Annotated in this window: 13 protein-coding genes and 1 pseudogene; all 14 read left to right on the top strand. The window is 36.8% G+C overall.

Annotated features, from left to right (window positions below):
* The first annotated feature begins 112 nt into the window (after positions 1–112).
* Complete coding sequence (gene yqfD, locus ACFQZ1_RS03835) at positions 113–1,312, top strand: sporulation protein YqfD (protein WP_377880777.1); 1,200 nt, start codon at positions 113–115, stop codon at positions 1,310–1,312.
* A gap of 7 nt (positions 1,313–1,319) precedes the next feature.
* Positions 1,320–2,279 carry a PhoH family protein gene (locus tag ACFQZ1_RS03830; RefSeq protein WP_377880776.1) on the top strand — a complete coding sequence of 320 codons (960 nt, stop codon included), beginning with the start codon at positions 1,320–1,322 and terminating at the stop codon, positions 2,277–2,279.
* Positions 2,280–2,728: 449 nt separating this feature from the next.
* Positions 2,729–4,870: an HD family phosphohydrolase gene (locus tag ACFQZ1_RS03825; RefSeq protein ID WP_377880775.1), complete on the top strand. Its 2,142-nt coding sequence runs from the start codon at positions 2,729–2,731 to the stop codon at positions 4,868–4,870.
* Complete coding sequence (gene ybeY, locus ACFQZ1_RS03820) at positions 4,871–5,341, top strand: rRNA maturation RNase YbeY (protein WP_377880774.1); 471 nt, start codon at positions 4,871–4,873, stop codon at positions 5,339–5,341.
* Positions 5,338–5,691 (top strand): diacylglycerol kinase family protein, encoded by a 354-nt coding sequence (locus ACFQZ1_RS03815; protein WP_377880772.1) that lies wholly within the window; start codon positions 5,338–5,340, stop codon positions 5,689–5,691. The genes ybeY and ACFQZ1_RS03815 overlap by 4 nt, the downstream gene beginning before the upstream one ends.
* A gap of 55 nt (positions 5,692–5,746) precedes the next feature.
* Complete coding sequence (locus ACFQZ1_RS03810) at positions 5,747–6,145, top strand: cytidine deaminase (RefSeq protein ID WP_377880771.1); 399 nt, start codon at positions 5,747–5,749, stop codon at positions 6,143–6,145.
* Positions 6,138–7,046 carry a GTPase Era gene (era, locus tag ACFQZ1_RS03805; protein ID WP_377880770.1) on the top strand — a complete coding sequence of 303 codons (909 nt, stop codon included), beginning with the start codon at positions 6,138–6,140 and terminating at the stop codon, positions 7,044–7,046. The genes ACFQZ1_RS03810 and era overlap by 8 nt, the downstream gene beginning before the upstream one ends.
* A 166-nt stretch (positions 7,047–7,212) precedes the next feature.
* Positions 7,213–7,353: a YqzL family protein gene (locus ACFQZ1_RS03800; protein WP_377880769.1), complete on the top strand. Its 141-nt coding sequence runs from the start codon at positions 7,213–7,215 to the stop codon at positions 7,351–7,353.
* A gap of 33 nt (positions 7,354–7,386) precedes the next feature.
* Positions 7,387–8,133, top strand: a complete 747-nt coding sequence (gene recO, locus ACFQZ1_RS03795) for a DNA repair protein RecO (RefSeq protein WP_377880768.1) — start codon at positions 7,387–7,389, stop codon at positions 8,131–8,133.
* Positions 8,134–8,238: 105 nt separating this feature from the next.
* The gene (ccpN, locus tag ACFQZ1_RS03790; RefSeq protein ID WP_377880767.1) at positions 8,239–8,871 is read left to right on the top strand and encodes a transcriptional regulator CcpN; all 633 of its coding nucleotides are present in this window, start codon (positions 8,239–8,241) and stop codon (positions 8,869–8,871) included.
* 29 nt (positions 8,872–8,900) lie between these two features.
* The gene (locus tag ACFQZ1_RS03785; protein ID WP_377880766.1) at positions 8,901–9,713 is read left to right on the top strand and encodes a pyruvate, water dikinase regulatory protein; all 813 of its coding nucleotides are present in this window, start codon (positions 8,901–8,903) and stop codon (positions 9,711–9,713) included.
* A 255-nt stretch (positions 9,714–9,968) separates the two neighbouring features.
* Positions 9,969–10,373 (top strand): annotated as a pseudogene (locus ACFQZ1_RS03780) (YaiI/YqxD family protein).
* Positions 10,374–10,465: 92 nt separating this feature from the next.
* The gene (gene dnaG / locus ACFQZ1_RS03775; protein WP_377880765.1) at positions 10,466–12,262 is read left to right on the top strand and encodes a DNA primase; all 1,797 of its coding nucleotides are present in this window, start codon (positions 10,466–10,468) and stop codon (positions 12,260–12,262) included.
* Positions 12,263–12,321: 59 nt separating this feature from the next.
* On the top strand, positions 12,322–13,443 hold the full coding sequence (gene rpoD / locus ACFQZ1_RS03770) for an RNA polymerase sigma factor RpoD (protein WP_336481689.1): 1,122 nt from the start codon (positions 12,322–12,324) through the stop codon (positions 13,441–13,443).
* The last annotated feature ends 180 nt before the right edge of the window (positions 13,444–13,623 follow it).

Here is a 13,623-nt window from a genome sequence, read left to right as displayed (position 1 = left end):
TATAGTCGTTTAGCATTTGCTGCTTAGTCCAACTCCTTGGGATAAATTTAAAAGAGGGTGCAGGTCTCTAAAAGGGACTGCGCCTTTTTCAGAAAGCTGGTGGGGGCAAGCTATGAAAAATCAGTGGTTTACAAGATGGATTGGGTATGTGAAGGTGCGGATTCAAGGAAGAGGAGTAGAACGATTTATTAATGAATGTGTACGGCGTGATATTCTTGTTTGGAATGTGAAGAAAGCTGCAGATGATACACTTGTATTTTGCATGCTACTTCGTGATGTGAAACGATTACGTCCGATTTACCGTAAAAATGAATGTAAACTGTATTTTATTGGACGTTATGGGCTGCCATTTTGGAATAAGCGCTTACTTCGAAATAGTGGTTTTCTTGTTGGTTTTATCCTTTTTTTCTTAAGTGTTATCGTTTTATCAAACATGGTATGGAAAATAGAAATAACAGGGGCGAAGCCAGAGACGGAATATATTATAATGAAAGAATTGGACAAAATGGGTATTAAGAAAGGGAAGCTGCAATTTCAAATGCCCAGTGTAGAGACTGTACAGCGTTATTTGACTAATAATATTAATGCTATTACATGGGTTGGTTTTGAAGTGAAAGGAACGACCTACCACTTTAAAATAGTCGAGAAAAATGAACCGAAAAAAGAAAACGAACAGGTGCCGCAACATTTAGTTGCAAAAAAAGAAGCGATTATTACGAAGATGTTTGTTGAGATTGGAAAGCCGGCAGTTATGAAAAATGATTATGTGCAAAAAGGACAACTTCTTGTATCGGGGGTGTATGGGAAAGAAGATAGCCCGACAATTGTTTCTGCTAAAGGGGTTGTATTTGGGGAAACTTGGTACAAGTCTGAAGTGGAGGTACCTTTGAAAACGACATTTCAAGTCTATACAGGCAATTCATCTACAGAACATTATCTTACTTTCGGAAACGCAAAAATAAAAATATGGGGATTTCAGCATGATAAGTATAAGCAGTCTAAAACGGAGATAGTAAGACATGATGTTAAGTTGCTCGGTTTTACACTGCCGATCGCTTATGAAAAAGCGATTGTACGTGAAGAGGAAGAAGCAAACCGTGAATATACAGAAAAACAGGCAATGGCGGTAGCGGAGGAAATGGGGCAAAAAGAATTAAAGAAAAAATTGGATGAACGTGCTATGATTATAGGGAAGAAAGTTTTGCATAAACAGGTTGAGAATGGAAATTTGAAATTATTGTTGCATTATACAGTGATTGAAAATATTGCAGAGGCTCAACCAATATCTGAATCCGATATTCAAGGAGATTGAGTAATTAATGGCTGAACAATTAGTAGAGATCAATCAACAATTGGAAAACCATAATGAAGCAATTGCTTTGTTTGGAGTAAATGATGCACACTTAAAAGTAATTGAGAACGAACTTGAGGTATCGATTGTTACGAGGGGGGGATCTGTTCGTGTTTCTGGAACAGACGAAGCGGTAGCTCTTGTTGAAGGTATATTACAACAACTTCTAGCTGTTATTCGCAAAGGTATATCGATTTCTGAGCGTGATGTAACCTATGCGATACAACTTGGCCGTCAAGGGAAATTGGCTCATTTTGAAGAGTTGTATGAAGAAGAAATTTTCAAAACAGCAAAAGGTAAGTCCATCCGGGTGAAAACAATGGGGCAAAGGCAATATATTTATGCCATTAAGAAAAATGATATTGTTTTTGGAATGGGACCAGCAGGTACTGGTAAAACATACTTAGCTGTGGTAATGGCTGTTCGAGCATTAAAAAATGGTTATGTGAAAAAAATTATTTTAACAAGACCTGCTGTTGAAGCGGGAGAAAGTCTAGGTTTTTTACCGGGAGATTTGAAAGAAAAAGTGGATCCGTATTTACGCCCTCTTTATGATGCTCTTCATGATGTGCTTGGGCAAGAACATACGCAAAGAATGATGGAACGCGGTATCATTGAAATTGCACCATTAGCATATATGAGAGGACGAACACTCGATGACGCGTTTGTTATACTAGATGAAGCGCAAAATACAACTGGAGCACAAATTAAAATGTTCTTAACGCGTCTTGGATTTGGTTCCAAAATGGTTGTAACGGGAGATCCATCTCAGATTGATTTACCGAAAGGTGTGAAATCTGGTCTTTCGATTGCAGCGAATGTGTTAGACGCTGTACCTGGACTTTCATTTATTAAACTTGAGCAATCGGATGTTGTTCGTCATCCGCTCGTACAGCGCATTATTGAAGCATATGATAAAATGGAATGATCCTGCTTGTAAGGATCATTTCTTTTTATCCCGCTCAAACAGTCGATAGAAGCAGTTCAAAGAAGAGAAAGCGAACCGACTGTAAGAGCCCGATTGGTTCAACTAGCCATTCGTGAGGGAAAGCGTCTCGCGAATGGAAGTTTCACTGTATATCTTATAGAGATAAAGGGGAACGGTTGGCTAATGTATTATTTTTTACTATCATAAAGAGTGGAAAGAATAATTTCTGTTTGTAAGGGTCTGATTGGTTCAATCTATTGTCTAGAGGAAGGCGCACTAGCTAGAAGGAAGTTTTACTTTATCCCGTTCAAACAATCGGTAGTAGAGCAAAGAAATGAAAGTAACCCGATTGTAAGAGCCTGATTGGTTCAACTAATCATTCGTGAGGACAAAGTGTTGCGCGAATGAAAGTTTCACTTTAAATCTGGAGAGGAGAAGGTATTGTAATTATGTTAAGGTTTCAAGAAGTTGCTAAGTGGTTTCGCAATATACAGCATTCGAAAAAATTGAGCTGGATTTCTTATGTTTTAATAGGAGCAGTACTATTTTTTGCGCTGATGAATAATGTAAAACCGGAACAATTAGATGTCAAAATGCTGTCTATTTCAAAAAAGACAATCCATTCTCCTGTTAAAATTGAAGATAAAGTAACAACAGAAAAGAAAAAGAGAGAAGCGGCTCAAAAGGTCGAGGATCAGTATACGTATCGAAGTGAATATAAACAAAACCGAATCGATGTTGTGAATTCGGTCTTTGATGCAGTTAAAGAAGTAGATTCAGAGACAAATGCTTCGGCACCAGATGCACAAAAAACTTTGTCGACTACAGAACGATTGGATAAGTTAAAAAAGAAATTGCCAACGGATTTAACAAAAAGTTTGTCTGATCAAGTGTTATTGCAATTTTTAAATGCAGAAGAAGGTCAGCTTCTTGTGGCGCGGGAATCAACTGTCACAGCTGTTAATAATTTAATGAGTTCTCATATTAAAATAAATGAGGTAGATCAGTTTAGAGACCGTATCTCCAACGAGTTAAAAAATGTATTTGTTAGCAATGAATTGAAACAAGCAATTATTGCGCTTGGGCAGTATGCGATTGTGCCAAATTATTTTTATGACTCGTCCGCTACGACGGAACGAAAGCAGATGGCGATGGATCAAGTGGCACCTGTTTATATTTTACAAGGTCAAATTCTTGTGAAAGAAGGCGACACAATTACAAGAGAAATATATGAACAATTGAAGTTAGTAGGATTGCTAGATCAAAGTAATTCATTTCAACCATTTTTAGGACTAGCTATTTTTATCGGTGTTCTTCTATTCTTTATGCATAAGCAATTTGAGGCGTTTTTAAAGCCGAACAGAGAGGACAAGCCATATATTTTAGCATATACAACAATTGTCGCTATTACGGTTGTTTTAATGAAAATTATTAGTTTGTTTCAAAAATTAGAATACGCTGGCATTGCTTATATTGTCCCGGTTGCAATGGGAACTATATTAGTGAAGCTAATGATCGGTGATCGATTTGTTTTTATAACGAGTGTGATTTTTTCAGTGTGTGGTAGTATTTTATTTAATGAAGGGGTAACGAGTACGCTGAATTATTCAGTTGGGATTTACGTATTGATTAGCTCGCTTTCTGTTAGTATTTTCTTACGTGAAAAAAACCGTCGTACAATGCTGCTGCAAGCTGGGATACTTGTATCTATTTTAAATGTGGTTGTATTAGCAGCTTTATTGTTACTGCGGAACGGAAACTTTTCACTGTTGGAGATTGGAACGCATTTATTAATGGCGGCAGCATCTGGGATTATTTCATCTATTTTAGCAATGGGGATTTTGCCATATTTAGAAAGTGCACTTGGTCTCGTTTCTAGTATGAAGCTGGTAGAATTAGCAAGTCCAAACCATCCATTACTTCGCAAGATTTTATTGGAAGCGCCAGGGACATATCATCATAGTGTGATGGTTGCAAATTTATCAGAAGCGGCATGTGAAGCTGTTGGAGCAAATGGTATGCTAGCACGTGTAGGGGCATATTATCACGATATCGGAAAAACGGTACAGCCGCATTTCTTTATTGAAAACCAAATGGGAATCTCAAATCCTCATGATCGATTGGATCCTGAAACGAGCAGGGATATTATAATTGCTCATGTTACAAATGGAGTAAAAATGTTAGAGGAACATCATATTCCGCAAGAAATTATTGATATCACGGCGCAGCATCATGGAACTACTTTATTAAAGTATTTCTACTATAAAGCAATGCAAGAGGATAAAGAGAAGTATACAGAAGAGATGTTTCGTTATCCAGGCCCAAAAGCAACATCAAAAGAATCAGCAATTGTTGGTGTTGCTGATAGTGTAGAAGCAGCAGTGCGTTCGATGAATGCACCAACGCCGGAGCAAATTGACAATCTTGTTCGTAGTATTATTAAGGATCGTCTGCAAGATGGACAATTTAGTGAATGTAATTTAACATTTAAAGAACTGCAAATTGTGGAGAAAACATTATGTGAAACATTAAATGGAATTTTCCATTCTCGGATTAAGTATCCGAAATTATCAGAAGAAAAGGTGAAGTAAATGGGGTTAATAATTGACTTTTTTGATGAAACGGAAGAAGTAAGAGAAGAGTATGTTGACATGATTCAACAGTTGGTTGAAAAAGCTGCAGAGACAGAATCTGTAGAAGATGGAGCAGAACTTTCGATTACATTTGTAAATAATGAGCGCATTCAAGAAATTAACCGTGAATATCGTGATAAAGATCAGCCAACAGACGTGATCTCTTTTGCCATGGAAGATATAGGTGAAGGGGAAATGGAAATTGTCGGTGTGGAAATGCCTCGTATGTTAGGGGATATTATTATTTCTATTCCGAGAGCGAAAGAGCAGGCTGAAGAATATGGCCATTCTTTTGAGCGTGAGCTTGGTTTTTTAGCAGTGCATGGCTTTTTACATTTACTTGGCTATGATCATATGACAGAAGAAGAAGAAAAGGTCATGTTTGGAAAGCAAAAAGAAATTCTTGATACTTTTGGATTGGGTAGATGAAAAAAGGAAAACTTATAAACAGTTTTCGCTATGCATTTGCTGGGATTTTCTTTTGTCTTCTTCATGAACGAAATGTACAAATTCATTGTTTAGCAGCGTGCGTTGTTAGTGGCCTTGGTTTGTATTTTCGTATTACGAAAATAGAGTGGCTTATTTTACTTTTGACAATTGGCATTGTATTTGCGCTAGAAATCGTCAATACAGCGATAGAGAAAACAGTTGATTTAGTAACGACTGATGTGAAACCACTTGCTAAAATAGCAAAAGACGCAGCAGCAGGCGCGGTATTGTTTTTCTCGATTATTGCCGTTGTAATTGGTGCTATTATCTTTGGATCGTATATGATATAGTTGCATTCCAAAGATTTTTATCTTTTCATAATGTAAATGGAAAGGAAGAGAAGCGATGAACAGCAAAGAATTAATCCAAGAAGCCATCGAAGCGCGTAAACAAGCATATGTACCTTATTCCAAATTTCAAGTAGGTGCTGCATTATTAGCGACAGACGGGAAAGTATACCGTGGTTGTAATGTTGAAAATGCATCGTATGGTTTATGTAACTGTGCGGAAAGAACAGCGCTATTTAAAGCGATTTCTGAAGGAAGCACAGAATTTACTGCAATTGCAGTTGTAGCGGATACAAAACGTCCGGTACCTCCATGTGGAGCGTGTCGTCAAGTTATGGTAGAATTGTGTGAGTCAAATACAAAAGTGTATTTAACAAATTTAAAAGGTGACATACAAGAAACAACAGTAGGAGAATTGTTACCAGGAGCATTTTTAGCGGAGGATTTACATGAATAGAGAAGGTTTTAAATCGGGTTTTGTCTCTATTATTGGGAGACCAAACGTTGGAAAATCAACATTTTTAAATCGAATTATCGGTCAAAAAATTGCGATTATGAGTGATAAACCACAAACAACACGTAATAAAATTCAAGGTGTTTACACAGAAAATGATGCGCAAGTCATATTTATTGATACACCAGGTATACATAAACCAAAGCATAAGCTTGGCGATTTTATGGTTAAAATGGCTCAAACAACAATAAAAGAAGTGGACATTGTTTTGTTTATGGTCAATGCGGAGGAAGGCTTTGGACGCGGTGAAGAGTTTATCATTGAAAAATTACAAGAAACGAAGCGACCAGTCTTTTTAGTAATCAATAAGATTGATCAAGTTCATCCAGAGGAGCTGCTTGGACTTATTGATAAATACCGTACGTTATACGATTTTGCTGAAATTGTACCTATTTCAGCGTTAGAAGGAAATAATGTGGAAGCGTTAATTGGAGCGATTAAAAAATATTTACCAGAAGGTCCACAGTATTATCCGGAAAATCAAGTGACAGATCATCCAGAGCGTTTTATTATTGCAGAACTTATTCGTGAAAAAGTATTGCATTTAACACGTGAAGAAGTGCCGCATTCTGTTGCGGTTGTTATTGATGCAATTCAAAAGCGTGAAGGCGGGGCAATTTATGTTAATGCAACCGTCATTGTAGAACGTCCATCACAAAAAGGAATTGTGATTGGGAAACAGGGTAAGATGTTAAAAGAAGTTGGAAAAAGAGCGCGCATTGATATTGAGTCGCTTCTTGGTTCAAGAGTATTTTTGGAGTTGTGGGTAAAAGTACAGAAAGATTGGCGTAACAAAATGTCACAATTACGTGACCTTGGCTTCCGCGAAGACGAATATTTATAAAATGGAACTTCCAATCTTGAGGTGGGGGGCCTGCCCGCGAATGGCAGGATAAAAACTGTATAATTTAGAAAAATTTTTCTCACATGAAAATGAACAAAATGGGTCATTTTAATAACAAAGAAAGAAATTGGATTACATGTAAGCTTACTGAGAAAGGTGGATTCTTATGTTAGATTTTACCTGGAAAGTTTTCTCGAAAACAGGAAGCATTGAAACATATCTGCTCTTGAAAGAAATTGAAAATAGTGCAGAGGATGAAATGCATCAGCATGATGAAGTATTAGAGCTAGATTCTCCAATTTCCTGACCCATTTTGTTCGAACCTTGGATGGTGACGAACATGTTTCAAAAAATTGAGGGAATTGTCATTCGAACAATTGATTATGGAGAAACAAACAAAATTGTAACTATATTTTCCCGCGAATTAGGAAAAGTTAGTGCAATGGCTAGAGGAGCTAAAAAACCTAAAAGTAGACTAGCATCCATTTCTCAATTATTAACTCACGGCCATTTTCTTATTCAAATGGGTTCCGGTTTAGGGACATTACAGCAAGGTGAGATTATTTCTTCTATGCGAGAAATCCGTGAAGATTTATTTTTAACTGCTTATGCGTCATTTGTTGTTGAACTGACTGATAAAGCGACAGAAGAGAAAAAACATAATCCGTATCTATTTGAGCTGTTATATCAAACATTGCATTATATGAGTGAAGGGGTTGACCCAGAAGTTCTAGCACTAATTTATCAAACGAAAATGTTGCCAGTTTTTGGGCTTAACCCGTACTTTGATACATGTGCAATTTGTCACCAGTCAACAGATTTTGTCGCCTTCTCTGTTAGGGAAGGCGGCTTTCTATGTAAACATCACGCTGAGCAAGACCCGTACCGTATTGCAATTGGAGAAGCTGTTCATAAGCTGTTGCGGTTATTTTATCATTTTGATTTAGCGCGTCTTGGAAATGTATCTGTTAAAGAAGAAACAAAAAAACAAATGCGCACAGTATTGAATATGTACTATGATGAATATTGTGGGATATATTTAAAATCAAGACGGTTTTTAGATCAACTTGATAAATTTCAAATATAAGAGGACCGAATAGGGTCTTTTTTACATACTTTCTTTTTCGAATGACATATTTAGTATATAATATTTAAGAGATAGTATAACTCTTTTCGTTTTGTAATGAAGGTGGTGATTATCATAGAACTAAATAAGCGCCAAGAACATATTATCCAGATTGTAAAAGATAACGGTCCAATTACAGGAGAAGCGATTGCTGAGCAATTAAATTTAACGAGAGCAACGCTTAGGCCAGATTTAGCTATTTTAACAATGGCGGGTTATTTAGAAGCGCGTCCGCGTGTTGGCTACTTTTATACTGGAAAAACAGGTGGACAACTGCTTTCTGAGGCGGTTAAAAAAGTTATTGTACAAGATTATCAATCTAGGCCGGCTGTAATTGATAAAAACGTTTCTGTATATGATGCAATCTGTGCAATGTTTTTAGAAGATGTCGGTACTTTATTTATCGTTGACCAAAATACATTGTTAGTCGGTGTTGTTTCTCGAAAAGATTTGCTAAGAGCAAGTCTAGGAAAGCAGGATTTAACGTCATTACCGGTAAATATTATTATGACAAGAATGCCGAATGTTACGATGTGTCGCAAGGAAGATAGCTTGTATGATGTCGCAATGGGTTTAATAGAAAAGCAGATTGATGCTGTTCCGGTTGTGAAGGACACGAAACAAGGATTAGAAGTTGTCGGTCGCATCACAAAAACTAATATTACGCGTGCATTCGTTGATTTAGTGAATCATGAGTAAGTGCAATTCGTTTAAAGTGAGGTAATGCAATGAATAGTAAAATCGTATATGTCGTATCTGATTCGGTTGGAGAAACAGCTGATTTAGTTGTTCGAGCAGCTATGGGGCAATTTCCATTTGCGCCGGACATTAGACGTGTACCGTACGTAGAAGATACAGGGACATTAAAAGAAGTTATTTCTATCGCCAAAAGTAATGATGCGCTTATTTGTTTTACGTTAGTAAAGCCTGATATGCGAAAATATTTACGGGAAGAAGCGGCAAAAGAGGGTGTAGAGGCTTATGATATTATCGGTCCTCTTATCGACCAAATTGAAGAGGTAACAGGGCAAATTCCAAGATATGAGCCAGGGGTTGTACGAAAGTTGGATGAAGAGTATTTCAAAAAGATTGAAGCGATTGAATTTGCTGTGAAATATGACGATGGTAGAGATGCGCGTGGTCTTTTAAAAGCTGATATCGTATTAATTGGAGTGTCACGTACATCTAAAACACCACTTTCACAATATCTTGCGCATAACAAACGATTAAAAGTTGCCAATGTGCCTCTCGTACCTGAAGTAGATCCGCCGGATGAGTTATATCGCGTGCCAAAAGAAAAATGCTTTGGTTTAAAAATAACGCCTGATAAATTAAATCATATTCGCAGGGAACGTTTAAAATCTCTTGGATTAAGTGATGGCGCAAGTTACGCTAACATTAATCGTATTAAGGATGAGCTTGAACACTTTGAACGTGTAGTGAATAAAATCGGTTGTCCTGTTATTGATGTATCTAATAAAGCGATTGAAGAAACGGCAAATATTATTGTGAATGCAGTGCAAAACCGACAGAAGTTTTAGCACATTTACCGAAGGTGAATGTGCTTTTTTTACTCAATTATGAAAATTTAATGGACATGTAGCTAAGTTTAGAAAAATATATTATAATAAAAAATTGTGATAAAAACATTCATTTTACGTTTAGACTTTAATTTTTCAGAATAAACTAGGGATAGGATTTGTGAAGGAAATACTTTTACGTAAAATCGACAAAAATCTGAACAAGAAAACACACATTATGGAAGGATTCACAGAAGGGATGTAGAATAGAGAAATATGCAAAACATCACTAAAATTTTTGTTGATGCAGATGCATGTCTAGTGAAGAAAGAAATTTTGCACGTTGGTGCCAAATTTCATGTCGACATTTGGTTTATCGCATCCTACGCCCATCAGTCAAGAAGCCAAAAAGGGAATTAGATATATGTAGATTCTGAGCAAGATGAGGTGGATTTTTACATCTATCAGCGTGCAAAGGCAGGAGATCTCGTTATCACACAAGATATGGGACTTGCTGGTCTTCTTGTTAAAAAAGGAGTATACGTATTATCTCCGCGTGGCACCTTTGTAACCGATGAGCATATGGATACAATTTTATATAATCGATATGTATCTGCGAAGTTACGTAGACAAGGAACCTTTACAAAAGGGCCAAAAGCATTTTCTCAGCATGATCGATAATGTTTTTTGTCTAGTTTAGAAAAAATATTGTCGAATTATAGAGGAATCCTTTAGTTTGTATCGAATACAAAATACGACACGGAGATGGAGTTATGGGGAACAGAATTCCCGAGGAAGTTGTAGAACAAATTCGTACATCATCTGATATTGTTGAAGTAATTGGTGAATATGTGCAGCTTAAAAAACAAGGTCGAAATTATTTTGGACTTTGTCCTTTTCATGGCGAGAACTCACCTTCGTTTTCTGTTTCATCTGATAAGCAAATTTTTCATTGCTTCGGATGCGGAGAAGGGGGAAATGTTTTTTCCTTTTTAATGAAAATAGACGGACTGTCTTTTGTGGAAGCTGTACAAAAACTAGGTGAGCGAAATGATATTCCTGTTGCTAACTTTACATCAGAACTAGAGCAAAAACAAAACATATCTGATGATAGCACGATTATGTTGCAAGCTCATGAGCTTTTGAAAAAGTATTACCATCATCTCTTAGTAAATACAGAAGAGGGGAAACAACCGCTTTCGTATTTGTTAGAGCGAGGTATTACAAAAGAAATGATTGCAAAGTTTGAAATTGGATATGCCACTCCTGCTTGGGATGCAGCAGCGAAAATCTTGCAAAAACGAGGATTTTCACCAACTGTTATGGAGCAAGCTGGGTTACTTGTTCGCAGCGAGAAGGATGGTAGTTATCATGATCGTTTTCGTGGAAGAGTTATATTTCCAATTCACACATTGCAAGGAAAAGTGGCTGCTTTTAGTGGACGGGCATTAGGGGATGATACTCCCAAGTATTTGAATAGCCCAGAAACACCTATTTTTCATAAAAGCAAGCTGCTCTATAATTTTCATCAAGCAAGGCCGTTTATTCGAAAACGAGGGCAAGTTCTTCTCTTTGAAGGGTATGCGGATGTTTTAGCAGCTGTGAAAAGTGGAATTGAAGAATCTGTTGCAACAATGGGCACTGCTTTAACTGAGGAACAGGCGAAGCTTCTGCGGCGTAATGTTGAAACTGTTGTTCTTTGCTATGATGGTGATAAAGCAGGACAAGAAGCAACAATGAAAGCAGGACAATTGTTATTGCAAACCGGTTGTGAAGTGAAAGTTGTCTCTATGCCAGATAAATTAGACCCTGACGAATATGTACAGCGATACGGGACAACACCGTTTCAAAAACTTGTACAAGCAAGTATAAGTTTTGTTGGATTTAAAATAAATTATCTTCGTTTAGGGAAAAATTTGCAAGATGAATCTGGAAAAGAAGCTTATGTGAAAAGTGTTTTAAAAGAGTTAGCGTCATTGCAAGATGCAATGCAGGCGGAATCATATTTGAAGGCATTGTCACAGGAATTTGCTTACTCAATGGAAACACTACTTGGGCAATTGCACCAATATCGCAAAGAACAAAAGGTACAGCAAAAACAGACAAAGCCAATTTCGCAGTCTTCTCAAATTGTTCATGCGAAGCCGAAATTTTCTGGTTTTGAAAGAGCTGAAAGAGAGCTTATTTATCATATGTTGCAAAGTGTAGATATCGCTTTTCGTATCGAGCCTCATATAGAAGATTTTCATACAGAAGAACATAAAGGGATTTTATATGAGTTATACGCATATTATGAAAAGGGAAATGAACCGTCAGTCGGAAACTTTTTAAGTTGGCTTTCTGATGAAAAATTAAAAAATATTGTAACCAATATTTCAACAGATGAAATGATTAATCCCGAATACTCAGAAGAATTGCTTCATGGTAACGTAGATGCTTTACGTCGACATAAGCAAAAAATAAAGAAAATGGAAAATATTTTTAAGCTCAAGCAAATGGAAAAAGAAGACCATTTGGCAGCAGCGCGTTTTTTCCAAGAGTATTTACAAAAGCGAAAAGCAAGAAAATAGCTTTTTGTATAAAAACTTATTATAATCATTGTTTGTATCTCGCGTAAGGAGGGGAACAAATGGCTGATAAACCAGCTCGTTCTAAACAAATTGAAACTGATATAACACTTGAACAAGTGAAAGAGCAACTTACAGAGCTCGGAAAAAAACGTGGCGTTCTTACATATGAAGAGATTGCAGAACGCATGAGCGGATTTGATATTGAATCCGAACAAATGGATGAATATTATGAATATTTAGGTGAACAAGGAATTGATTTAGTTGGCGACAGCGATGAAGATCCAAACACACGTCAATTAGCCAAAGCAGAAGAAGAGTTTGACTTAAATGATTTAAGTGTACCGCCAGGTGTGAAAATTAATGATCCTGTGCGCATGTACTTAAAAGAAATTGGTCGTGTTGACTTACTATCTGCTGAAGACGAAATTGCTCTTGCAAAACGTATTGAAGAAGGCGATGAAGAAGCGAAGCGTCGCCTTGCAGAAGCAAACTTACGTCTTGTTGTAAGTATTGCAAAACGTTATGTTGGCCGCGGTATGCTTTTCTTAGACTTAATTCAAGAAGGGAATATGGGTCTAATTAAAGCTGTTGAAAAGTTTGATTACCGCAAAGGGTATAAATTTAGTACGTATGCAACATGGTGGATACGCCAAGCGATTACACGTGCAATTGCGGACCAAGCAAGAACAATTCGTATACCTGTTCATATGGTTGAAACAATCAATAAATTAATTCGTGTTCAACGTCAGTTATTACAAGATTTAGGCCGTGAACCGTCTCCTGAAGAAATTGGTGAAGAGATGGATCTGGCTCCTGAAAAGGTACGCGAAATCTTAAAAATTGCACAAGAGCCAGTATCTCTTGAAACACCAATCGGTGAAGAGGACGACTCTCATTTAGGCGACTTTATCGAAGACCAAGAAGCAACATCTCCTGCAGAACATGCAGCATATGAGTTATTAAAAGAGCAATTAGAAGATGTATTAGATACATTAACAGATCGTGAAGAAAATGTTCTTCGTCTTCGTTTTGGTTTAGACGATGGACGAACTCGTACGCTTGAAGAAGTTGGAAAAGTATTCGGCGTTACGAGAGAGCGTATTCGTCAAATTGAAGCAAAAGCGCTTCGTAAATTAAGACACCCAAGCCGTAGCAAACGTTTGAAAGATTTCTTAGAATAGAGATTTGTTTAAAGTTTACTTCATTAATATGAAGTAAACTTTTTTCTTTTGTTAATTTTTGTTAAAATCAGCTATCAAAAGCAATTACAATTCTTGTAATTTATTTTACAGAATTGTCTTTTGATTTGCAAATGGTCATTTTTCGATTTTTCGATTAATTTCGTGTATTCCTAGCAAAAA

The organism is Bacillus sp. CGMCC 1.60114 (genome assembly GCF_042676365.1).
Taxonomy (GTDB): Bacteria; Bacillota; Bacilli; order Bacillales; family Bacillaceae_G; genus Bacillus_A; species Bacillus_A rhizoplanae_A.
This window is presented reverse-complemented; position numbering and strand designations above follow the sequence as displayed.

What these genes read in the sequence shown, in the direction of transcription:
- yqfD (WP_377880777.1), top strand. Translation starts at nt 113, where the DNA reads ATGAAAAATCAGTGGTTTACAAGATGGATTGGGTATGTGAAGGTGCGG.
- ACFQZ1_RS03830 (WP_377880776.1), top strand. Translation starts at nt 1,320, where the DNA reads ATGGCTGAACAATTAGTAGAGATCAATCAACAATTGGAAAACCATAAT.
- ACFQZ1_RS03825 (WP_377880775.1), top strand. Translation starts at nt 2,729, where the DNA reads ATGTTAAGGTTTCAAGAAGTTGCTAAGTGGTTTCGCAATATACAGCAT.
- ybeY (WP_377880774.1), top strand. Translation starts at nt 4,871, where the DNA reads ATGGGGTTAATAATTGACTTTTTTGATGAAACGGAAGAAGTAAGAGAA.
- ACFQZ1_RS03815 (WP_377880772.1), top strand. Translation starts at nt 5,338, where the DNA reads ATGAAAAAAGGAAAACTTATAAACAGTTTTCGCTATGCATTTGCTGGG.
- ACFQZ1_RS03810 (WP_377880771.1), top strand. Translation starts at nt 5,747, where the DNA reads ATGAACAGCAAAGAATTAATCCAAGAAGCCATCGAAGCGCGTAAACAA.
- era (WP_377880770.1), top strand. Translation starts at nt 6,138, where the DNA reads ATGAATAGAGAAGGTTTTAAATCGGGTTTTGTCTCTATTATTGGGAGA.
- ACFQZ1_RS03800 (WP_377880769.1), top strand. Translation starts at nt 7,213, where the DNA reads ATGTTAGATTTTACCTGGAAAGTTTTCTCGAAAACAGGAAGCATTGAA.
- recO (WP_377880768.1), top strand. Translation starts at nt 7,387, where the DNA reads ATGTTTCAAAAAATTGAGGGAATTGTCATTCGAACAATTGATTATGGA.
- ACFQZ1_RS03785 (WP_377880766.1), top strand. Translation starts at nt 8,901, where the DNA reads ATGAATAGTAAAATCGTATATGTCGTATCTGATTCGGTTGGAGAAACA.
- dnaG (WP_377880765.1), top strand. Translation starts at nt 10,466, where the DNA reads ATGGGGAACAGAATTCCCGAGGAAGTTGTAGAACAAATTCGTACATCA.
- rpoD (WP_336481689.1), top strand. Translation starts at nt 12,322, where the DNA reads ATGGCTGATAAACCAGCTCGTTCTAAACAAATTGAAACTGATATAACA.